Here is a 21,707-nt window from a genome sequence, read left to right on the forward strand (position 1 = left end):
GTCAAATCTCCTTATTTTTTACTTGGACTCTCCACAACAAATTCACCAGTTGTACGCAATCCGTCCGGCGTCTCCACAACGAAAGTCCAGGTACCTGGCGTCGTATTCCCCCCGACAAGCCATTGCCACTCTACGATTCCGTCGTCATTGACGGAAGCCTCGCCCAAAAATTTCGCTTGACTGACGCCGCTTTTATAGTAAACCGTCAAGTTGGCGACCGTTCCCTCGGGAATACGCGCAGTGATCCGCGTCCTACTGCCGGCATAAGCCGGCTCAGGCTTTGATAAAATAATCGGGGCTTGTCCCTCGGTCTGCTCCTCGCTATCGGCATTATCGTTCAACTCTCCGGTATCCCCGATCCAAAGCCGTTCCTGAGCCTTCGCCTGAAGTACTACCCGGCGGTTGGAAAATGGCACTTTCACCGGCAGCTCGTAACTGATTTCGAGGGCAAAATACGGGTTTTTTCCTGTTTTTAAATTTGGAACGATAATTCCGCTGACATGCAGGCGCTCATCATTCAACATTGTATCTTGCAGAAACGGCCGCAACAGCGGCTTGACTACAGGATCAAGAACTGCCTCTACCGCACTGTTCTTCAAATCATGCAGCGGCTCTTCCCCTTTGGCTACCGCATCTGTTATCCATTGTGCCAACGGCTCTGGAAGACCTTCAGTATACTGGCCGGCCCAATCCGCTAGCGACAGCTTCGGCATAGTCCATTCAAACGCACTCTCCCGTCCGCTATCACTGGACACAGAGCCTTGCTGTGAATGCTGCTCCACAGCTAAAGCGACAGGGTATATATGCGCTGACACTTGTTTTACCGCGCTCGAAGCCAGCGTATTCATTTGCACTGAGTAGAGCGTCATTTGAACCATATATATGAAAAAGAACATTACAATAATAAAAACAGGCATTACGAGGGCAGCTTCCAGTACGATACTCCCCTGTGAACTGCTGCCGCCGGCGTTAATAGGAGTAGTGCGCTTGCTTGACAGCATAATATCTGCTTCCTTCCACTCGACCATTTAAAGCTCCGGCATCTCCAATCGCTTTGGACACCCCCGGCAAAAACCATAACGGTAAAGCGACCGTAACTTCTCCCTTAATATAAGTAGGGCGTTCATCCGGGTTAATTCCCGTATTGAAGCGAATGAGACCCAGCATTCTCGAGAACCGTTGTTCGCTCCCCCCATGCAGCAGTAAAAATAAGCGCAGGTGATCCCTGTAAGTTAAATCGAGTTTCAAAAAACTGCTAAGCTGCAAACTGCCCTTCTGGCAAAGCATGATCATATCTTTGGCGGCTTCCCTCACCCCATGGAGCAGAGCAGAAGCCAGGATAAAGAGCGGTTCGGCCTTATAAGCGTTTTTGATCAGCCCTTCCATCGTGCGAATTGCTAGCCGCATTATAAATATTTCACCGTAAGCTGCTGCAACATTGCCGACCGGATTGTGGAATCCGTACAAAATATACTCTACTTGCTGCCGTTCCGGTGCAAATTGCTGCACGATCGTATCCAGCTTGTCTGAGCTTCCTTTCATCATTTCATCAAGAGTACTCACATCGAAAAAATCATAATAACTGACAATATATTCTGTCTGGTAAGCATGATCGGTCATACTCGACAGCATCCCCGCCAAAAAATCATACAACCCGTCCATATTTCCCATCGCCCGCTTGCCAGTCTCATAAGGATCATCTATGCGATCATTTCTATTTCGCCCCTCTTCCGCCTCATTCTGATTCAGGCTCCGGTTATCGTTATAATAAGTTTCCAGCCGATCGAATTGTTTCTGATGCTCACCAAGCTTGTTTTTCAACTCTTCAATTTTTTGCAGCAAATTAGACGCTTCTTTTAGCTCGGCTGCCGCATTTTTTTCCGTTTCTTTACGTTCAACGTCATTGGAACGGTAAGCCTGTAATAACTTTTCCATTTGCCCAAGCGCATTCTCGTTTCCGGAGTCTGCATATTTCCGCAAGTACTGATCGCTTGTCTGGCTTGCGCGAGCAACCGCCATTTTAAAAGTAACTGAATCCTCACTGGCGGAGATTACATCGGAACTTAGAGACATTAAAGAGTTTGCTTGCTGATGAACATCGTTAAAGGCGGATTCTTGCTTCTCAATCCCGGCTTCCAAATCGGTGAAAAGGGACTCGGGCAGCAACAAGGATTGACTTTTACTGCGAATTGCCGCGATTTCATCGTCTCCAGCGATGGCTTCGCTCCCGCCTGTGCTTGGACCTTGGGATACCGCATTATATCCATTTTGAGCCGGACGTGCCTCGGACTCTTTAATCACCTGACGCATCTGCTCGTTAATTTGCCGCACTTCTTCAAGCAACGCCCTAGCTTCCGGCAGCAATCGCACATGCTCCTTCTCCGCAGCCTCGTTTATTTGATAAAGATCGCTGAAAGCAAGCATCGTATAATTCCGGTAATTGGACAGCAGCTCGGTATAAATTCGCAGCACTACATTTCTTTCCTGATCCTCTTCCCATTTCGATACGTAATCCTCGTACTGGGCTGCCGCCTCAGAAAGGAGTTGAATATAGCCCCCAAGATAGCTGTCTGGAATATAGGAAGCATTTCCGCGCGGCAATCGTTTTGCATATTTGCTTACTGTGGCCGCAGCCTTTCTCTGTTTGCCAAGAAGTTCATCCAGCTTATCCTCTCGCTTGTCGTACAGCTTGTGCAGCTTGCCAAGCAAATCTACCGTATTGGAAGCTTCCTTCATAACCTGGGACAACGGTTTGAAACGGTTGATCACCTCTATCGTTAAATCAATCGGCGCCTTATATTTCATTTCTTCTCTAATCTGCTGACTGAATACAGAATAAGTCCCCAAAGGACTCAGCAATTCTACCGATGAGGAATCCAGCCTCGCTCCCATGATCGGCAAATCATCGCTCCGGATCGCTAGAGCAAAATTGTCCTGAAGCACCTTGGACATAATATAACTTTCATCCGTTTCGCCAAATGCAAACAAGCCGTATTCCTCCAGCAACTGCTTATCATACGCGGACATTACCGAACGGGCTGCAGCATGAGCAAGCGCCTCTGTCTTCGCCTGCAGCGCAGACATTCTGGCAAAATCGATAAAAATGGCCACAAAAGCGAAGACAGCCGCAAAAATAACGATCAGAAATACCGTCACTGCCCCCTGTTCTGAACGGCGCTTGTCAAACATGAACAACCTCCTATTTTGCATGTATTTTCAATGCATTACCTGCTTCAGCCTGATCTACGCGATCCTTTCCCTTCCCTTTGAATTTCGCACCGTAATAACGCGCAAGCTCCACGGTCCGAATCCATTCGACCGGCTCCACGACATACGCTGTGGAATGACCCGATTGCATAACATCTTCCATGAAAGCTTCAAGCGGGGCGAGGGGAACAAGCCTGTTCAAAGAAACGGAAACTTTGCGAAACAGCAGCTTGTTATCGTACCGCATGTCCCCTTCAATTTCCCCCGGAATCTCACTCCCCGTATTTCCAAGCTTCTTTAATGAAAGGGATCCGCCGGTTTGATCCCCGTTTGGCAGTTCAAACACAGCGGATGAACTCCCCCCGGCCCAGCCGAACAAAGCCTGCAGTATGCCATCGTCATGCAGACGCCAGTAAAGGGAATCCTGCTGGCCCTCCTCATAAGCTCCCGTCCGCGGATCACGGTAGCTGTTATCCCATGTATAAGCGCTGCGCTCGGCCGCGACAGCCGCCGTATGGCCGAGCACAACGTTTTGATACAAATACATGCAGAAAAACAGGAGCAGCAATACCGCGAAAAAGATGACCGGAAAGACGAGTGAGGCTTCAATCGTAAAATTCCCTTCTCTATCCCGGAATACGTTCACTATTTTCCATCCATGAAAGTGTCTGTTTTCTTTCCGGCCTTGGACAGCAAATTCTCTACTATTTTATACAGCTCTTCCCGGAACAAGATGGCAATGATGACAATGACCGCAATAATCAAAATCATTTCCAGCATGCCAAGCCCTGCCTCATTCCGCCAAAGCTCCCCCGCCTTCATCCGCATCGCCTTCAACATCGTTAACTCCTCCTTAAAATAGTTCAGCTTATAAATCCATCATCATAAATGCTGGAGTCCCTACCAGGATGACTACGATAATAAATAACAACACCATTGGAAATACAAGCTTGGATGAAGCCTGCTCCCCCAGTATTTTGCCGACAGCTTTCCGCTTCTCCCATAACGTATGGGACAAATCGCGAAGCGCCAAAACGAAATCGCTGCCGCCCCGGCGAAAATTCAGCAGCACAGCAGTCGTAAAGGCGGAAACCTCCTGAATACCGCAACGCTTGCTGAAGCTCTCAAGCGCCTGCGGGAAGGAATATCCCCCTTCACATTCTCTTTGCATTTGAAACAGCTCCCGATACAAAGGATGTTCCTCTTCGCCACGCTTCCGTTCCAGGCATTGCTTAATCGCCTGCTGTACGGTTGATCCGGCGCCAACCAGCAGTACGATTTTGTTTAGCAGCTCAGGCAGCTCAAGGATAATCTGCTGCTCCCGCCGTTTTACCTTACTTTGAAGATCCCGAATCAGGGCGACAGGAAGCAATACGGCCAATACGCCTCCCATAATGAATCCGCTGGCCTCTCCGTCCATTAACAAGGATAGGAGACAGCCTCCTGAAAGCAGCAAGCAGCTATATGAGAGCATTTCCGCTAGAAACAGCATCGTATATTCCCCGCCGCGCTGCTGGCCGCTTATCCGCTGGATCGAGCGCTGGATTTTGAAGAAAAAAAGCGGGAATCGCTGTGACACTTTGCATTGTTCGAGCAAATAAAGCATCGGCGGGGCGATGCGCTGCAGCCTTAATCCTTCCATTTGCATTGTCGCAGTGCGAGGGTATTGCCGGAAGGATTTCCCGTACAGCAATGCCCAAGCAAGCAGCATAATGACCAAAAGGGCCCCCCAAAGCAGCTTCACTTCCATCCCCCTTACACGCGGATATCCATTATTTTCATCATGATCCAAGAGCACAGAGCAAAGAGAATAAGAGCTGCGGCAGAAATGATCAGGCCGATCCCCTGATGCAGCGGCTGCATATAATCTGGCGAGGACAGGTCCATAAACAGTAGAAACAAAACAGGGGAAGCAAGCATCGCTTTAGCTTCAAAGCGCTTCTGCGCAATCATGACACTGATCTCCTGGCTAATCTCCAGCTTCTCGCTAATGATTGCTGAAGTTCTCCGCACGACCTCCACCAAATCTCCGCCGGAGCGTTTGCAAGTCGTAAATACGTCGGCGAAATTGCTGATGTCCTCCATCCCCGCTCTTCTGCTAAAGTCCTGCAGCGCAACCTCCACCGGCTCTCCGTATTCCATTCGGGTACATATGATCCTCAGCTCATTCATGAGATCATTACCGCCATCGGGATATAACAGCTGCAAATCCTGAATGGCTTCGCGAAATCCGTTCTCAACGGAGCGCCCTGCCGCCATGGAAGAAGATAAGGAATACAGCGCCTGTTTGAAGTTCAGACTCAGCGCCTCTCTTCTTCTGCGCAGCAAATACCGGCTCCACGGCTTTGGAACGAATACAGCACCCATGGTAACAAAAAGCGCCAACAGCCAGGAATGGAAAAAAATATAACCGACTGCAAAAAGCAGCAAGCCGCCTGCTGTCAAACAAAGTACCGTTTGTCTTCCCGAGAGGGTATAACTCCGGTAATCTGGAAGCAAAGCTGTCTGATCGCCGGAAACATTTGCAAGCTTGCTTGGAGGCGAAAATATTTTCATGCCTGCTCTCCTTTCGCATTTACTCTCTCCGCGCGCTCCTCGTTCGGCATTATGCCGGCCATGCGCAGCTTATCGGTATGGAGCAAGCTCCCCCGTCTGGCCAGTCGCCCGAGTATTTTCCCGGCCCGCTCTTCCGTTTCCTCAAATACGTAAAGCGGATTCAGCACCACCTCCCCATCGAATAAGCCGCACACTTCCGTTATTTCCATCACCCGCCGCGAGCGGTCGCGAAGCCTAGACAGGTGAACAAAAATATCGATGGCCGAGCCGATTTGCTGGCGCACCACCGGAATGGGCAGATCCGCACCGCTCAGAACCATCGTTTCCAAACGGCTAAGCATGTCCTTGGTGCTGTTCGCATGCCCGGTGGATAAGCTGCCGTCATGCCCGGTATTCATCGCCTGAAGCATGTCCAGCGCTTCACTTCCCCGTACCTCGCCGACGACAATCCGGTTTGGCCTCATACGCAAGGATGCCCGGATCAAGTCCCGCACAGAGATCTCGCCCTTCCCTTCCGTATTGGCGTTACGCGTCTCCAATGAAACCAGATTAGGCACGGTCACGATTTGCAATTCTGCCGAATCCTCGATCGTAATGACCCGCTCATCGGACGGAATATATTGGGACAGCGCGTTTAGAAACGTCGTCTTTCCCGAACCCGTTCCTCCGCTAATAAATATGTTGTATTTCCCCTTAACCAGGCTTTGCAAAAACAAGGCCGCCTCCTCACTCAACGAGCCCCACTCCACAAGCCGCTCCATCGTTACGGGCTGGTCTGGAAACTTCCTGATCGTTATCGTCGGCCCCTTAAGCGCGATAGGCGGAAGGACGATATTTACCCGCGACCCGTTGGCGAGCCTGGCATCCACGATCGGTGAAGAATCATTGACGATCCGGTTCACGCTCGAAACGATATTCTGAATGATGTCCTCCAGCTTTTCTTTGGATTCGAAGCGAACCCCAATACGGCTCACTTGACCATCTTGCTCAACGAAAACCTCCTCATGACTGTTGATCATAATTTCAGACACCGATATATCATCAACAAGGGGCTGCAGCACGTCCAATCCTCGAAAAGAGTCATATAGCCTGCGCACCCATTTTCTTTTCTCCGCAGCAGTTAATTTGTATAGTGCCTCCTCCTCCAGCACCCGATGTTCGATATAGTCCATCAACTGTTCATCCGTTAAAGTGGAAGTCATATCCAGACCGGAACGAATACTTGAACGCAATGAGGCAAAAAGGTCCTCTGTCATCCTGCGCTTCCCCCTGTTCCGTAGGTATAGTTCCGGGTGTATACACTGCGGCACAGCTTCAGCATATCCTTCTGAAACATCGGAGAATGCTGAAGGGCCCCCGGCCGGTTTCCCTCATTCCAAGATGGAATATGCGATAACGCAATCTCTGCCGTCATTCCTGGCCTCGGTAATGAATTGGAGATTTCCCCCATACATTTATTGACCACAAATAGGGACTTTCCCATCCTCTGGCCAAATGCAACAGGATCTGCTTTCTCTAAATGAGACATCCAAATCCCGGTTTTGCGCATGACATTCCAGTCATCGGCCAGAAGCCAGATCAGCTTATCGGCACGCTCCGCCACCATTTCCGTCCTGTCATTCGGATACGAATCGACATCCACAACAACAGCATCGTAAAGCCCGCTGTCCACGATGAAGTCAATAAGTCCTTTCGTATCGTTCCGCCCCATTTCCAGCATTTCTTTAATATTGTCGAGCGGTCCAAAGGTATCTCCCTCCAAGAAAGGATGCCCATACGCATAGGAGGACATCGGCTGCTGCAAAGCTTCCCCCCGCTCACTTGCCGCCTTTAAATCGTAAAGCAGCCTGGCCAGCCCCCGGCCCCCGGCAGCCGTCTGGCCTTCATACAGCGACCGACTTTCATATAGCGACTGGCCCTCAAATAAGCTGCCGCTGCATACCGTCTCCAAATTAAGATAAAACACTTTGCAGTCCTTCCGGGCAAGCTGCTTTACCAGATGAATCGCCACGGTCGTCTTCCCGCAGCCTCCAACGGCTGAGTACACTCCGATAACAAGAGATTTCCCATCTGCTGCATCTCTTCCCCCCGCGCCTCCGCGAACATATTCCAGCACTGCCGATAAAAGTTGATGCAGCGGCTGATATTTGGACATACGCTTCACCTTCTCACTGATCTCCCCGCCTTCATCAAGGCAGATCACCGGTACCCGGGGGGCGCCGGCATTCAGCAGCATATCCAAAAACTTATTCTCGGCCAAAACAACGTCTACCAACTGCTCGCTCGTCTCCATATAGCGCAGGAAGGCTTCCGGTCGACTGAATACCGTTACGGAGAGACGGCGGTCGAATTCGCTCTGACGGACATAGTGGAGAAAAGGCTCAATATATTGCTCATCCTCCACAGACAGGACAAGCCGAACGGGAACCATTGATATCACCAACCTTTTTGAACGCAAAAAAAGCACCATCCAATAACCGGTCTCCGGTTGTTGGACGGTGCTTCCGCCGTTCATTCCTGAAATTTACAGTTAGAATATCATAGTTATGGAACTCGTGCAAGGTTTTTTTTGCTATTCGCCATGTGCCGGTAGCCCGGGTGATCATCCGTCCTTTAAAAACCTCGCCTTGTTCTCCGGTGTGGGAATCAAGCAGGTCTCGTCCTTGCCAAACCACCGATAACGGTTGGCAGCGACTATGCGGTATGCGGCATCCCGTATAAATCGCGGTACAACGATAAATCCATAGGCCAGCGGCCAGGGAAAACGCAATCCCTTCGCGATGCGAAGCGCAGCGGTTGAGCGGGTATAATAAGCGCCATTCTGATACAGTACGATCGTATCTATCCGCTTGGAGGAAAGCTCCCCGCTCTGGCTTTCCTGCAATATTTTCTTCCCGGCTTCCGATTGCAGCGAGACAAAGTGAAAGCGGTACTGCGGATCACGTTTAATAATAAATTTGACGGCTCCCTGACAAAGATGACAGACCCCATCGAACAAAATTACATTTTGCGGCTGTTCCTGCTCCGTATGTTTAGACAAATCGTACCACCTCGCTTCAGAGTGATTATATCATTTCCGCTCTAGGGAAGCAGCGGCAGCTATTTACAGGCCCGGCAATATAAATAGCAAGCGGGCCGATCAGAAGGAAGTCCCTTGATCGGCCCGCTTTGCCTTTTATGACACTATTTCTAACGTTGGTTGACTATTATCTTACTGAGCCAGCGCTTTATCGATCCACTGACCATCCTCAATTTGCCGTCTGATTTCACTGCTGAATCTGTCCATGCATTTGCAAATAAAATCTTTGCGGCAGACCGGACAGGGAGTTTTCTGCAGCCGGCTGATGTCCGTAAGCCGCCATTCCGGATCCCGGCGAAAAAACACCCGGCACGCCGTACCGTCAGTCATCTTAACGATAAACTCGTATAGCCCTTCCTTCTCGTTGCTGCTCGCCTTGGTCATGTTCTCAACACTCGGTCTGTAAGACATAGTCATCACCCGTATTATCAAATTTAAGTCCTGTTTTTTGTACTTAGACATAATAATTTTTTTTTTGAAACGTGTCAACTTGGAATTCGCTAACAATTAAATCCATTTTCAGCTCGAGATCCCTCCTGGTATAGCCTGTTCCGATAAAAAAAGACTCCTCCCGACCAGTATTACCCATGAGAAGTCTTTTAAAATCATTGCTATGATTTTATTTCTTTGAAGGAGGCATCATACAGGCGAAACATCGTTTTATAACCGGATTCATCGATTTTTATGCCAACGTCAAGACGGCCTGTTATTTGCAGCGGCTCCGGCTTACATCTCAATTTCACATCATCCGGGACGAACACAATCATAATTTTGTTCCAATATGTCTCATCGCCGTTATCGAACGGACATTCCGCCCCCGGCTCGGGAATGAGCAGAAACCAGTTTTTCTCAAAGGATAACACTTCGCCCATAAACCCCTTGATCGTAACTGTCGAGCCGCTAAGATCCCAGAATCGTTCAGAAGGCGTCGTCTGGTCCTCCCCATCAAAAAATTCTGACCAGCCGATGGGCTGCGGGCCTGTTTTTTTGTCCGCGGCAGCTGTTGGCGAATGAGTAGTTTTCGCTGAAGCTTCAGCTTTTTTATTCGAACTATCTGCTGCTTGCTTATCAGCCTTCTTCTCAGCTTCACCTGAAGCCATGTTTATGGACGGCTTTCCTGCGGCAGCAGACGTTTCCGAGTTGCTGGGACCATTCGTTGCGATCTCGGACGTGTTGGAGTTGGTTTTAGAGTTACTATTGGGATTACTATTGGAGTTATTATTAGTAGAGACTTTTTCCTTGTCCGTACCTGCCTTGTTAGAGTCATTTGCCTTCTGCTGCGAAGGCTCCCGGGCATTCGACGGATCCTTGGCCTCTGTCTCTATGACTTCCATCTCTTTGGCGTCCATCTCTTTGGCTGCCGCCACTTCGGCCGATTCATTGGCCGTTGATTCATTAGCCGTTGTTTCCTGTTGAGGAGGCAAACTTGATCCCTCTTCTGACAGCCGCTCTGCCCCTACGGCAAAAGTAGGAGCTTCCTCCCCTCCGCTGGCAGGCAATTGCTGTGAAAAATCAGCCTTGCTGCGATTATCGGCAGCGGACGCAAATGAACCTGCCTGCTCTCCACTGTACTGTTTCTGGTGGCCGCACGCCTGAAGCAGCATGCCGGCAGCAGCAAGAAGAGAAAGCATGAATGCTGTTTTTTTCAACCTGACAACCTCCTTACGCTTTAAATAATGATAATGAATCCATTCTGTATAAGCGAAGAGCCGGACCCAGAGCTGCAAGAAGACCAATAGCCACCGCACCGAATGCAATGTACAAGTGATCGCCGCTCCACTGGAACGGATCAATTTGGATTCCTGCATAGCTGAATAACGCGTCTTTCAAAAAATATGCTGTAACATGCCCGGCCACAATACCAAGCAGCAATCCAGCTACGGTCACCAAAAACCCTTCCCCGACAAGCGTCATCAAGACATAGCCCTTCGATTTGCCGAGCAAACGGAGAAGCCCCACATCCTTAGTCCGCTCGTTTACGGCGGCTACCAGCGATAACAGTATCGATACGGCCGCCAAAATCACGCAGAGCAGCGTTACGAATTCAATGATTTCGGAGCCGCGATCGACCAGATTAACGACGTCCGCAACAGCCTTGCTCGTATATACTGCTTGGACCTGATTCATCTCATCCAATTTGGTTTTCAGGCCATGTGCGCCCAGTAATGTAGCCGGTTTAACCAATATGGCGGTAATTTCTCTGTCCCCTGAAGTCTCGCCATGTACAGCCCATGCGTAATCCAGGGTAGTAAAAACCGCCCGGTCATCCGGCGTATGCAAATCCGGAAGAATTCCTGTTATCGTATACGTAAAACTTTCATGCTCATCATGATGTTCATCATGTTCAGCAGGGTGCACTTCAGGCCTTTCATCGCCATGGCCCGCATCAGTGCCTAATTCGTCAAGCTCTTCATCCCCATGCAGTGACGCTTCTTTATTTCCATCCTCGCCCGCCTCGCCTGTATGATGCGCCCCTTCCACTAAACCGTGCGCCCCAGTAAAGGTGTCTCCGACCTGCAGCCCGAGCGTTCGCGCCACATATGCGCCAACAACCACTTCTCCCGTGCTGCGATACAAACTGCCATTCTTTAGCTTCTGATCACCATAACGGGTCAGGAAATATTGCGGATCGATGCCGACAATCGGAAAACCGTTATAATTATCACCTGTCGTCATAGCATAAGCCTTATCTACATTGCTGTCCTCAAGAACAGCTTCCATTGTATGTGCTGGAATATTTCCAACGGGTGCCCCAATATGGTAAAACGTATTTAGCACAAGCTGAGTCTGGCTGCCCTGGGCTCCAACCACGACGTCAAAGGGACCGTATCCTTTCTGAGCTCCCTGCTCGACGCTTGCTCTCGATAATGAGAGCAGCAATACAAACGCCACCGTCGCTGTTACGGAGAGCATAGTCAGCAGGGAGAGGAATTTCCGGTGCAGTATATTTCTGATGATAAAATGAAAAAAGCTCATATCGCCCGCTCCTCCTTAACACCTGTGAAGCGCTTCGAACCGTTGATCTTATTTATTTCATGAATGTGCAGACGGTCTGGAAACCGGTCAGCCATATTCAGATCATGAGTAACGACGATTAAGGTGTGCTGCTCACTGCGGCACAAATCAAGCAATAGCCCGGTTATTCCGTCCGCAGTTTCCCAATCCAGACTTCCCGTGGGCTCGTCGGCCAGCACGAGCGGCGGTTCATTAATCAGCGCCCGGATAATAGCCACTCTCTGCTGCTGTCCTCTGGACAATTGTGCCGGTAAATGCCGGCCGCGGTCGCTTAACCCCACTTTCTCAAGCCAATGATCGATCCGCTCCCGCCGTTCTGCTGTTCCAAGCTGGCCGGGCATGACAATCTCAACATTTTGCCTTGCTGTAAGCGAAGGGATTAAATGAAAGTCCTGCAGGATGTAACCGATCTGCTTCGCACGAAACTTGTCTCGGGCTGACTCCTTCATGCGATGAAGCAGTTCCCCTCCGACCTGCAGTTCCCCTTCATCTGCCCGCAAAATTCCACTAATGATATGAAGCAAGGTGCTTTTTCCGGACCCGCTTGGACCGATGATCGCCAATTTCTCTCCTTGATTTACATGCCACTGCGGAATATCCAGAATGGGAATATAGCTCCCGCCGACATGAAATCCTTTTGTCAGACCATGAATGTGCAGCACATCCTTACCTCCCGTAATAAAATACAGGAAACAGGAGAATGATATTCCCCTGTTTCCTCGCTTAGATCATTAATATCCCTATAACAACCTTATTTCAGTATGATACGTTCCGAGAGGGCATCCCATTTTAACGTTTGTCCTGTCAGTTGGCTGAATGCCGTCAAGGGGAGATACAGCACTCCATTATCTACATCAACGGAAATTGCAGCGGATTTCCCGCCCAATTGGGCTGTCTTGGCAGTCAGATCCACGCTTAGCGTACCGCCTTTGCCGCTGATTTTAGCGGTTCCGTTCGTTTCCTTGTAGCTTCCTCCCAGCGCTTCAGCCAATGCTTTGGCCGGGTAGAGCACTTCATTATTCCGATTGATTTTGAACTTCGGATACAGATGCTTGGCCTGGAGATCAGCGGTTGCTTTTTGCAGGTCAACACCGAGTACCTCGGCGCTTGCAGTAGCGATTCTAGTATTATCGATTTGCCCTCTTACTTTGTCTGTAATCGGCCCATAAGCCCATACTCCTACATCCACCGCGGAATGCCCATGGCCAGACCAGCCGACGAGCAAACGCTTGGAAACAACCGCATTATAACTGCCCTCACGTTTGTAAGAGGAGCCGTCCCCATCAAGGATATACTGCGCTTCTTCATCGGTCAGATCCGTAAACCCTGTGTTATTCGCAACGATTTTTTTGATATCAGCAATCGTGTTGGCCTCATTCAATGCTGTTACCAGGCTTTCGGAAGAAATTTTCTGTGTATCCCAGAGATCCACATTCAGCTCATAAATATTGTCACGGGACAAGGAGAGACCGCCCGTTTCATGGTCTGCCGTCACCACTACTGACGTATTCCCATCCTTCTTAGCGAATTCAATTGCCACTTTAAAAGCTTCATCAAAATCAAGCGTTTCTTGAATCATCGTCGGAAAATCGTTAGCGTGTCCGGCATGGTCAATACGGCCGCCCTCAATCATGATGGCAAATCCGTTTTCATTTGCAGCCAGTATTTCCAGGGCCTTGGAGGTCATCTCAGCGAGGCTCGGAATTGCAGCGGTGCGGTCCGGCACGTAAGCGACATGAGAACCGCCGAACAAACCGAGCACCTTGGAATCTTTGGCTGTTAAACCGCTCAGGCTTTGCCCCGTTTTTACAACTTTATAGCCTTTGGCTTCGAATTCCGGCAGCAAATTTTTATCGGTCCGCTTGCCTTTCTCATCCTTCGTTACAAAGAAAGACTCCCCTCCGCCAAACAGCACGTCAACTCCGCTGTCAAGATACTGGGAGGCTATGGCATTCTCGTTATCACGACTCCGTACATGAGAGGCATAGACAGCCGGCGTGGCATGTGTAATGCGCGCTGTCGTCACCAAGCCTGTAGCTTTTCCGCTAAGTTCCGCCGCTTCGAGTACAGAAGCAAATGGTCTCGATACGTCTTCGTTTGAAACGCTGATCGCCGCATTGTATGTTTTATTACCTGTGGCAAACGCGGTACCTGCTGAAGCCGAATCGGTTACGATGCCCGATACAACCTGTCCCCCGTCTTCACCGCGATCGGCAAAAGTCGTTGCCTGTCCGACATAATACGGATCCAGATTCAGGCTCTTGACGCCATGTTGATACTGCTGGAAGTAACGAGCTGCGGAAACCTGGGCTGGTCCCATTCCGTCTCCAATCAGTACGATCAAATTGCGGGACTCGCCTTTCGCCGCACCGCTTGTCGCAGGCCCCTCTTTCGCTGCAGCCAGACTTCCTGCAAAAATAACGGAAAATGCCAAACCGCTAATCGCTAAAGTTTTCCAAAATTTACTCATCCATTATATTCCCCTCTCAAAAAAATTCGTTATACGCTCAGTTTAAATAAGATATATTTGGGAAATGTCAGGGGAGTGTTCACTTTTGATTAAAGTTCCTTCCAAATAAGTTAAAAAAATTAAAATGGATGTGGGCAAGTAATTCTGGCATTAAGACAGGACAAAGCAAGATAAGACAAAGCAATTACGGTACATAGAGGTGAGTAATAATAGGTTGGCAAGTTAGATCAGTAGGCGAGGAAGAAAAGTAAGAGCAGTTGGTGAGCAAGGCAGGTTGAGTGGAACATAAGACTTCGGTTAGGAGCCGGGGCGATTCAAGGACTGCCAGAAAAAGCTTTTACAATTAAAAGAACAACAAAAAAAGCTGTCTCACCAGCAGATTTAATCCACTAGTAAGACAGCCCTTCATAGCTGTGAATATGCGGTCGAGAGGACTCGAACCTCCACGGGTATACACCCACTACCCCCTCAAGATAGCGTGTCTGCCATTCCACCACGACCGCGTAGTGTGTTCGAAACGAACATTTTATATTATATCTCCGCAGACACTAAAAGTAAAGCGTAATTATTTTCATTCAAGGTTTCCTTTTAACTTTCGATACCGAGTAAACTCAATATACTCCTGTATAAAAGCCTTCTCTTGGTCAGTCAGCTGCTTATCCACATCGTCCCAATCTGGAGTTTTCACCGCATAAAGCTCTTTTCTTTCCATGATCTGTCCCTGGTTCCGTTCGCTCCCGGTCATCAACCAATCCAGACTTACATCGAAGTATGAGGAAATATCGATCAGCTTATTTGTTCCGGGCGTTGATTTGCCGCGTTTCCAATCCCCTAAATTTCCGGTGCTGATTCCCAGCGTCTGGCAAAACTCCTTATTGGTCATAGCGTTATTTTTGATAAGCCATTCGATTCTTTCGTATATTGACAACGTCTCCTACCTTCCTTCAAAATGCGCATTTACGCATTTAAGTAATTATTGTTGTAAAGTTACTTAATTGCGTGTATAATTTGAATAAATTCACTTTTATGTACTAGTTGTTCCATCCATCCTTATTATATCATAGGCAGCTACTGCTCTTCACTGCGAGTATTCATACTGTTAACAATAATTTAAGTGGATAGGAGGTTCATGATGAATCATGACACAAGTTTGTGGATAACAGCTGCTCTGGCTTTGAATCAATGTCTTGCGATAACCGATACACAAGGTACCATTCGCCACATTAATACTACATGGGCTTTAACAGCTGTGGAAATGGGCCTGTCCCCACAGTGGGATCGTCCCGGGCTCAATCTTGTGGAGTTCCTGAACAATCCGGAAAATCGTACACTCTGCCCTCAAGCCCCCATGTTTTTAGCCCAGCTCAACAATATCCTGCATGGAGACTGTGCTTATTACAGAAAGGAGTTCCACCTCCATTTGTCCATGTCCGGGGAGACCAGATGGTTCCAACTGGAGGTTATTCCGTTAATCGAACAACAGGACTCTCATATTAAAGGTACAGTTCTCAGCTGTTCTGAAATGACCCGATTCAAAAAATACGAGCTCCAGCTCGTTGAAGTCATTTCTCAAATTCGCACATTGCGCGGATTGCTGCCTATCTGTGCGGTGTGCAAGCGAATTAAAGACAAGGTTAATCATTGGGAGGACATTGAAAGCTATTTAATCAGAAATACCCATGCCGAATTCACTCATGATATTTGCCCGGATTGTATCCGAGTTTTGTATCCTAAGTATTCATCTATCCTTGACCCTGATTCTGATGACATTTGACTGCTTATACCTGTTTCGTGGTTCAACCTCTAATACGCTTGCTCCTTCTACCCAGCATTTGCCCTACTGTTGCACCGGCAAGTCCGCCAATGATAAGTCCGACCCCGCCTAGATGCATTAATCCAGCCAACGTAGCTAAAGCAGCCCCAGTACAGGCTGACAACAGATGAGGAAAACTTCGTTCCCCCCCGAACAGCAATGCCAAGAACAGTGCAGGAAGTGCAAAGCTAAGCACTGAAGCAGTTTCTGACGTGACAATTCCACCTATTCCTGCGCCAACTATCGTTCCAGCAATCCAAGATCCGTATGCCGCTAATGCAAATGTAAGATAATAAGAAGGCGTTAATCTTTCACCAGCAGCCGCACGATTAGAAGTAACTACAAAGCTCTCGTCCGTTAATCCAAGAGCTGCCAACCATTTCAACGGTTCCCGCCAATGCGCCAAATGGGGCCCCATCGTTGCACCGTAAAGGACGTGACGCATATTTACTAGCAGGATTGTTACTACAATCGTTGCCGGAGCCGTGGCTGTTTCCAGCATGCTGATTACCATAAATTGCGCTCCTCCAGAGTAAATCCAAATAGAGCTAAAGATGGACATATTCCACGGCATGCCGCTAGCTGCAGCCAACACTCCAAATGTAATGGAAAGGGGAAAATACGCCAAAACAATAGGCAGCGCATCCCGTAATGCTAACGCTATTTTATCTTGTCGACTCATGCTCGTACCACCTTGTTCACATAAAATAATTAGCCAATGCAAAAAATAAAATGCCCGCCAATACAGTTAATAGCAGCCTTCGGGTCAGCCACGCTACTGCAATCGTAGGAATTGCCGCGACTAATATCATATTGTCTTTCATTGGAACCCACTGTCCTTCGTTCAATAAAAGCAGCGGCCCAAGTAAGGCTCCGAGTACGGCCGGCGAAACATAGGATAGCCATTCCTTTGACTGATGCGACCATTTAATTCGGCTCCCAAGTACCAGCGAGCCTGCGCGCAGCAAATAAGTGCCGGCTCCAATAAGCAGAATAATCAAAAGTTGTGACTCCATTCACTCATCCCTGTTCTTTGTAATCATTATTATATATAGGCTGCAACAATTTCACCTTTTCCGCTAGGATAACCCTACTATAAATAGTATCATATTATCCTGATCCTCACCTGATATTCTTCGGCCTTGACCTGAAATCATTTTCATATTTTATACTCTTGATAACTACCGCTGAACTAGCTATAGGGAGGATGTTATTTATGAAGTTAATCGCTATCGATCTGGACGGGACTTTACTTACCGCTGAAAGCAACCCCAGTAAGGAAGGGCTTGATACAATTCAGAATATTTTATCAGCTAACCGTCATAAAGTAACGATTTGCACAGGCAGGGCCCGCTTCGATGTTCGCGGCATTATTGGCGATGAAATAAACATACCTATTATTTCTTCCAATGGTGCGGCTGTCCACGATGAAAATGGACAATTGTTACGAGAGACACCGATTCCTCACCAGGTCGCTGCTGAAGCGATAAACTATTTAATGAAGCAAAATGTTTACTTCGAAATATTTTGTCCTGAGGAAATTTACACTTCTTTTGGCGGAGAAAGCAAGCTTCAGGCCGAATTGGACATTCTAACTAGCGCAAATCCACACATGGATAAAGTTACGCTATGGAGGGGCGCCGTAATTCAATTTAAACAATTTGGTATTTGCCAAATCAATGATCCCCGGGAAGTCCTTGCCAAAGGGATCCCCATTTATAAACTGTTAATATTTACGTATGACGAGTCCAAGCTGAGCCTCTTAAACGAGCATTTTTCCCAGCAAAATTCCATCCATACTACAGCCGCAGCCAGACATACACTTGAAATCATTTCAACAGATACAGACAAAGGAAGCGCCCTGCAGTTCCTTGCCTCGTATTACAACGTCGACATGGTGGACACGATTGTAATCGGGGACAGTTATAACGATATATCTATGTTTCAAGTAGCCGGAACAAGCGTCGCCATGGGCAATGCTGTTGAAGAAATCAAGCAGCTCAGCACCTTATCGACACGCAGCAATAACGATCACGGTGTCGCATATGCACTGAAGAAACTGCTTGAGCTTTAGAGGTATAAAGCGATGCGATAAACCTTTGAAGCGTGGCTCCTGACCGGTAAACCTTTGACGCAGGACCCCCGACTGGTAGACCTTTGGTACATGACTCCAGACTGGTAGATCTTTGGTACATGACTCCTGACTGGTAGACCTTTGGTACATGACTCCAGACTGGTAGACCTTTGGTGCAGGCCCCCCGAACTCGTTTTGAGTACATGTATGGTAATGATTGCGAACGTACTGATAGCTTGTATTCTGTTAGGTCAGGATCGTTTGGCAGGCTTGTATTCACTAGCGCACTGCGGGAATATGGAACCGAGCCAAAGGATGCTAGACCATGGATGCTAGACAATGTAGATGAATAAATGAATAGATGGATAGATGGATAGATGCGGCTGAACTGTGATTTCGTGCATTTAAGTGTATTTTATGTATTAAATTTATGGGTTAACTCGAGATCGGGTGAAATAGATGGATTTCAGGTATCTAAACCCGGATTTTCCTTCCTTATGTCCCAAAACGTTCGCTTTAAATACATTAAATCCAGTTACACTCTGTATTTCATTCTGACAATACATTTTTAGTACCAGAAAAGCTGTTAATTTTATAATTTCAAAAAGAACCCTGCTCTCAGCAAGGTTCTTTTCAAAGTTTTCGATGCGGTCGAGAGGACTCGAACCTCCACGGGTATACACCCACTACCCCCTCAAGATAGCGTGTCTGCCATTCCACCACGACCGCATATTAAATTATTGTATTCCTATCGAAGCGGATGCTCCGACGAACCCCCAAGGGATTCTCACCCCTGAAGCAATAAAGAAAGTGGTGACCCGTAGGGGATTCGAACCCCTGTTACCTCCGTGAAAGGGAGGTGTCTTAACCCCTTGACCAACGGGCCATGCAGATATTTGTTATACATTTATCAAAAGTGACGACAGGAAAGATTATATCAAAATAAATGAGAGGTGACAACCCTATTTTAAAGAAATAAAAAAAGTCCATCCGGACTTTGATTAAACTTCTAACGAAGCTCATGCTCCGACGAACCTACAGAGAGTTCTCAAGCTATGGTGGCGGAGAGAGAGGGATACTCTCATTCCATTCGAGACTGCGAAGTTTATGCTATCGTATCGAGACTGCGAAGTTTATGCTATCGTAGTCTATGCTCCGACGAACCTACAGAGGGTTCTCAAACTATGGTGGCGGAGAGAGAGGGATTCGAACCCTCGCACCGCTTACGCAGTCTAACCCCTTAGCAGAGGGTCCCCTTATAGCCACTTGGGTATCTCTCCAAAAATGGCTCCCCGAACAGGACTCGAACCTGTGACAACTCGATTAACAGTCGAGTGCTCTACCGACTGAGCTATCAGGGAACGACATACAACAGATTACGGTATAATTTATCATGATTCTAAGCCAAAGTCAAGAAACCTGATCATGAGGTGTTAACGCGATCATGGTTGGGATATCGTTGTTCTGTGATCATATTACCCTATAACTATTCCGAGATAGTGTCACTATAAAAGGGCGGATCTGACATTGCTGTCAGATCCAGCGAAAGCTCAGGAATCCTTACGATATCGCGCCAGTTCGATTAGCATTACGATGAGTACAAGCAGCTGAATGAGCAACTCTACAGTCATATGCCTCGCCTCCATTCGTAAATTGCTCCTTCGAAACCGGTAGCTCCTCTCCCAAAGGATTCCTTACGCCCCCCTCTCATGTATATGACAGGCTTTATTGTTACTTGCCTATTTATCGTATATTTAATTCAATGTATTCCATTCAATATATTAAATTCGATTCCATTTATCCTCTTTACTCCATATTCCAGGTATCCAATTTATTCTATATTCCATGTGTTCGATTTATCTCATACTCGATGTATTCGATTTATTCCATATTCCATGTAACCACTTTACTCCATATTCCACGTATCCGCTTTGTCCCGTATTCCATGGATCCGATTTATTCCATATATCATGTATTTGCTTCATTCTTGCATCTGCTTCATTCCTTTTTATTTCATCTATTAAATTTCCTTCATATTAGATTCCCTTCATATACTACGGATCCTCCAAATAATGCCGCATGGGCACCAAGGCAAGTTGGCGGATGTTGAACAACGGACCCCGGCCAACGGTCGATCATGGCATTCATCCTACGGCTACCAAAAAAAAAGAACCATCATCTCCGTAAAAAGAGATCAGGTTCTTATGCTTGTGTTTATTTTGATTCAGTTGGTCTTGCTTCGTCTTTGTTTTTCTCGTGCTCATATCAAGTGCAGCAAATGGACTCCGGCTTAGCTCAGGATTACGTTTGCCTTCACGTGTTAATTTCTCACGCATTTTTTTGGCCTTGGATTTTGCCATATAGGGTTCACTTCCTTATGATTTTATTTGTTGCCAGTATAACATAATTCAATTGAGGTTTGGCTGCTCCCCTCCCCATATTCAAGTACAATATTTGACCTCACTGCCACCCATCTGCACGCATCATATACAAATTACTCCTGATAATTAAATAAGCTCAGATTTCCCGAACACTTTCCACATCGGTAACGATTCGGATCAACACGACGCTTGCGCAAATATTCCGTTCCACAGCTTGTACATTTCAGCTTATAACGATAAGGCAGCGTTTTTCTGTCCTGCGCTCCGGGTAATGATTGACAAAATCTGCTCCCTCCAACCTTACGAAGTAAAGTCTTAAAGTCGGAGTCTCGATGTCTATAGCCTTTTCCCATTAAGTGAAGATGATAGTGACATAGTTCATGCTTGATGATTTTTTCTACTTCTGCTGTTCCGAAGGCTTCAAGCTGTGCAGGATTTATTTCAATATGATGAGATTTCATAAAATACCGTCCACCCGTTGTCCGTAAGCGAGAATTGAACCGGGCCTCGTGTCGAAAGGGCAAGCCAAAGCTATTCATTGAAATTTGCTCCACCCATGCCTGCAATTGTGTATTATTCAAAGAAACACCCTCCTTGCTTGTGCCGTGAAAGGCATTTCTGTCGGCAGCCAAACGATGATTTATACTTGAATTTTAACTTCGCCTTAGGCTACACTGTCAAGTAGCAATGATGAAAAGGAGACAATAACAAATGGCCTTAATGAGATATGTCATTCTGCAACAAGGCAGTGATTTGCGATTTGTAGAAATGCCTTCTGATTACGCTTATCAGCTTAGCGCTCTCAATCTGCGCTTGAACAAAGAAATCGATAAATTGACGGCACCCCAAATCCCTGCCCTGCCGCAGGCTATCGCTGAATGTGATCAGTTGGACCTGCTGCAGGAATCACTGCAAATTACTAGTGGTTTGTCGTACATTAATGAGCTGGAGGCTGCTTTCTCGGCAATCCGGGAAGAGAATTACCCGCTCATCTCCTTGCTCACGGAAATTCGCGCTTTACAAGCCCAGCTAGAGCAATGGTACGAGGAAGAAGGGCTTTAAGTCAAATGGACCTGCACACTTTTTGGCTCCTCCCCATATGTTAACGTACA

The 21,707-nt window shown here is 47.6% G+C and carries 22 protein-coding genes and 5 tRNA genes; 3 read left to right on the plus strand and 24 right to left on the minus strand.

Annotation, left to right across the window (positions count from 1 at the left end):
• Positions 1 to 11 precede the first annotated feature (11 nt).
• From G358_RS0117195 to G358_RS0117270, 16 genes are all read right to left on the minus strand, one after another.
• Positions 12 to 1,001, minus strand: a complete 990-nt coding sequence (locus G358_RS0117195; protein ID WP_019638486.1) for a TadE/TadG family type IV pilus assembly protein — start codon at positions 999 to 1,001, stop codon at positions 12 to 14.
• The gene (locus tag G358_RS0117200) at positions 970 to 3,189 is read right to left on the minus strand and encodes a hypothetical protein (protein ID WP_019638487.1); all 2,220 of its coding nucleotides are present in this window, start codon (positions 3,187 to 3,189) and stop codon (positions 970 to 972) included. Before G358_RS0117200 ends, G358_RS0117195 begins: the two co-directional genes overlap by 32 nt.
• A 10-nt stretch (positions 3,190 to 3,199) precedes the next feature.
• On the minus strand, positions 3,200 to 3,853 hold the full coding sequence (locus G358_RS0117205; RefSeq protein WP_019638488.1) for a TadE/TadG family type IV pilus assembly protein: 654 nt from the start codon (positions 3,851 to 3,853) through the stop codon (positions 3,200 to 3,202).
• Positions 3,853 to 4,047 (minus strand): Flp1 family type IVb pilin, encoded by a 195-nt coding sequence (locus tag G358_RS0117210; protein WP_019638489.1) that lies wholly within the window; start codon positions 4,045 to 4,047, stop codon positions 3,853 to 3,855. Before G358_RS0117210 ends, G358_RS0117205 begins: the two co-directional genes overlap by 1 nt.
• A gap of 28 nt (positions 4,048 to 4,075) precedes the next feature.
• Positions 4,076 to 4,918 (minus strand): type II secretion system F family protein, encoded by an 843-nt coding sequence (locus G358_RS0117215; RefSeq protein WP_420836066.1) that lies wholly within the window; start codon positions 4,916 to 4,918, stop codon positions 4,076 to 4,078.
• Between the two features lie 44 nt (positions 4,919 to 4,962).
• The gene (locus G358_RS0117220) at positions 4,963 to 5,763 is read right to left on the minus strand and encodes a type II secretion system F family protein (protein WP_019638491.1); all 801 of its coding nucleotides are present in this window, start codon (positions 5,761 to 5,763) and stop codon (positions 4,963 to 4,965) included.
• The gene (locus tag G358_RS0117225; protein WP_019638492.1) at positions 5,760 to 7,019 is read right to left on the minus strand and encodes a TadA family conjugal transfer-associated ATPase; all 1,260 of its coding nucleotides are present in this window, start codon (positions 7,017 to 7,019) and stop codon (positions 5,760 to 5,762) included. The genes G358_RS0117220 and G358_RS0117225 overlap by 4 nt, the downstream gene beginning before the upstream one ends.
• Positions 7,016 to 8,194 carry a P-loop NTPase family protein gene (locus tag G358_RS0117230; RefSeq protein WP_033404175.1) on the minus strand — a complete coding sequence of 393 codons (1,179 nt, stop codon included), beginning with the start codon at positions 8,192 to 8,194 and terminating at the stop codon, positions 7,016 to 7,018. The genes G358_RS0117225 and G358_RS0117230 overlap by 4 nt, the downstream gene beginning before the upstream one ends.
• Before the next feature lie 171 nt (positions 8,195 to 8,365).
• Positions 8,366 to 8,803, minus strand: a complete 438-nt coding sequence (locus G358_RS0117235; protein WP_019638494.1) for a thiol-disulfide oxidoreductase DCC family protein — start codon at positions 8,801 to 8,803, stop codon at positions 8,366 to 8,368.
• Positions 8,804 to 8,974: 171 nt separating this feature from the next.
• Positions 8,975 to 9,253, minus strand: coding sequence for a hypothetical protein (locus G358_RS0117240; RefSeq protein WP_026342319.1), 279 nt, complete (start codon positions 9,251 to 9,253; stop codon positions 8,975 to 8,977).
• A 200-nt stretch (positions 9,254 to 9,453) separates the two neighbouring features.
• A complete protein-coding gene (locus G358_RS34025; RefSeq protein ID WP_019638496.1) occupies positions 9,454 to 10,491 on the minus strand; it encodes a hypothetical protein in 1,038 nt (345 codons plus the stop codon).
• 13 nt (positions 10,492 to 10,504) lie between these two features.
• The gene (locus G358_RS0117250) at positions 10,505 to 11,818 is read right to left on the minus strand and encodes an ABC transporter permease (RefSeq protein WP_019638497.1); all 1,314 of its coding nucleotides are present in this window, start codon (positions 11,816 to 11,818) and stop codon (positions 10,505 to 10,507) included.
• Positions 11,815 to 12,519 carry an ABC transporter ATP-binding protein gene (locus G358_RS0117255; protein WP_019638498.1) on the minus strand — a complete coding sequence of 235 codons (705 nt, stop codon included), beginning with the start codon at positions 12,517 to 12,519 and terminating at the stop codon, positions 11,815 to 11,817. The genes G358_RS0117250 and G358_RS0117255 overlap by 4 nt, the downstream gene beginning before the upstream one ends.
• A gap of 89 nt (positions 12,520 to 12,608) precedes the next feature.
• The gene (locus G358_RS0117260) at positions 12,609 to 14,327 is read right to left on the minus strand and encodes an alkaline phosphatase (protein WP_019638499.1); all 1,719 of its coding nucleotides are present in this window, start codon (positions 14,325 to 14,327) and stop codon (positions 12,609 to 12,611) included.
• Positions 14,328 to 14,747: 420 nt separating this feature from the next.
• Positions 14,748 to 14,830: transfer RNA gene (locus G358_RS0117265), tRNA-Leu, on the minus strand.
• A gap of 68 nt (positions 14,831 to 14,898) precedes the next feature.
• On the minus strand, positions 14,899 to 15,255 hold the full coding sequence (locus G358_RS0117270; protein WP_019638500.1) for a helix-turn-helix domain-containing protein: 357 nt from the start codon (positions 15,253 to 15,255) through the stop codon (positions 14,899 to 14,901).
• Positions 15,256 to 15,456: 201 nt separating this feature from the next.
• On the opposite strand from G358_RS0117270, the gene G358_RS0117275 reads away from it, so the two are divergent.
• Entirely contained in the window at positions 15,457 to 16,101 is a 645-nt protein-coding gene (locus G358_RS0117275) for a PAS domain-containing protein (RefSeq protein ID WP_084662817.1), read from the plus strand.
• A gap of 22 nt (positions 16,102 to 16,123) precedes the next feature.
• Here G358_RS0117275 and G358_RS0117280 read toward each other — a convergent pair whose 3' ends face one another.
• Both G358_RS0117280 and G358_RS0117285 read right to left on the minus strand, forming a co-directional pair.
• Complete coding sequence (locus tag G358_RS0117280; RefSeq protein WP_019638502.1) at positions 16,124 to 16,822, minus strand: AzlC family ABC transporter permease; 699 nt, start codon at positions 16,820 to 16,822, stop codon at positions 16,124 to 16,126.
• A 16-nt stretch (positions 16,823 to 16,838) separates the two neighbouring features.
• A complete protein-coding gene (locus tag G358_RS0117285) occupies positions 16,839 to 17,156 on the minus strand; it encodes an AzlD domain-containing protein (RefSeq protein WP_026342320.1) in 318 nt (105 codons plus the stop codon).
• A gap of 200 nt (positions 17,157 to 17,356) precedes the next feature.
• Between G358_RS0117285 and G358_RS0117290 the strand changes: the two genes are divergently transcribed.
• Entirely contained in the window at positions 17,357 to 18,214 is an 858-nt protein-coding gene (locus tag G358_RS0117290) for a Cof-type HAD-IIB family hydrolase (RefSeq protein ID WP_019638504.1), read from the plus strand.
• A gap of 646 nt (positions 18,215 to 18,860) precedes the next feature.
• Here G358_RS0117290 and G358_RS0117295 read toward each other — a convergent pair.
• From G358_RS0117295 to G358_RS0117325, 6 genes are all read right to left on the minus strand, one after another.
• Positions 18,861 to 18,943: transfer RNA gene (locus G358_RS0117295), tRNA-Leu, on the minus strand.
• Between the two features lie 82 nt (positions 18,944 to 19,025).
• Positions 19,026 to 19,100: transfer RNA gene (locus tag G358_RS0117300), tRNA-Glu, on the minus strand.
• A 302-nt stretch (positions 19,101 to 19,402) separates the two neighbouring features.
• Positions 19,403 to 19,494, minus strand: a tRNA-Ser gene (locus G358_RS0117305).
• A gap of 5 nt (positions 19,495 to 19,499) precedes the next feature.
• Positions 19,500 to 19,575, minus strand: a tRNA-Asn gene (locus tag G358_RS0117310).
• Between the two features lie 783 nt (positions 19,576 to 20,358).
• Entirely contained in the window at positions 20,359 to 20,574 is a 216-nt protein-coding gene (locus G358_RS0117320; protein ID WP_019638505.1) for a hypothetical protein, read from the minus strand.
• Between the two features lie 134 nt (positions 20,575 to 20,708).
• Positions 20,709 to 21,176, minus strand: coding sequence for a SprT family protein (locus tag G358_RS0117325; protein ID WP_019638506.1), 468 nt, complete (start codon positions 21,174 to 21,176; stop codon positions 20,709 to 20,711).
• 130 nt (positions 21,177 to 21,306) lie between these two features.
• Here G358_RS0117325 and G358_RS0117330 point away from each other — a divergent pair, with 130 nt between their 5' ends.
• Positions 21,307 to 21,657 carry a hypothetical protein gene (locus tag G358_RS0117330; protein WP_019638507.1) on the plus strand — a complete coding sequence of 117 codons (351 nt, stop codon included), beginning with the start codon at positions 21,307 to 21,309 and terminating at the stop codon, positions 21,655 to 21,657.
• Positions 21,658 to 21,707 lie beyond the last annotated feature (50 nt).

The organism is Paenibacillus fonticola DSM 21315, assembly GCF_000381905.1.
Classification (GTDB): Bacteria; Bacillota; Bacilli; order Paenibacillales; family Paenibacillaceae; genus Fontibacillus; species Fontibacillus fonticola.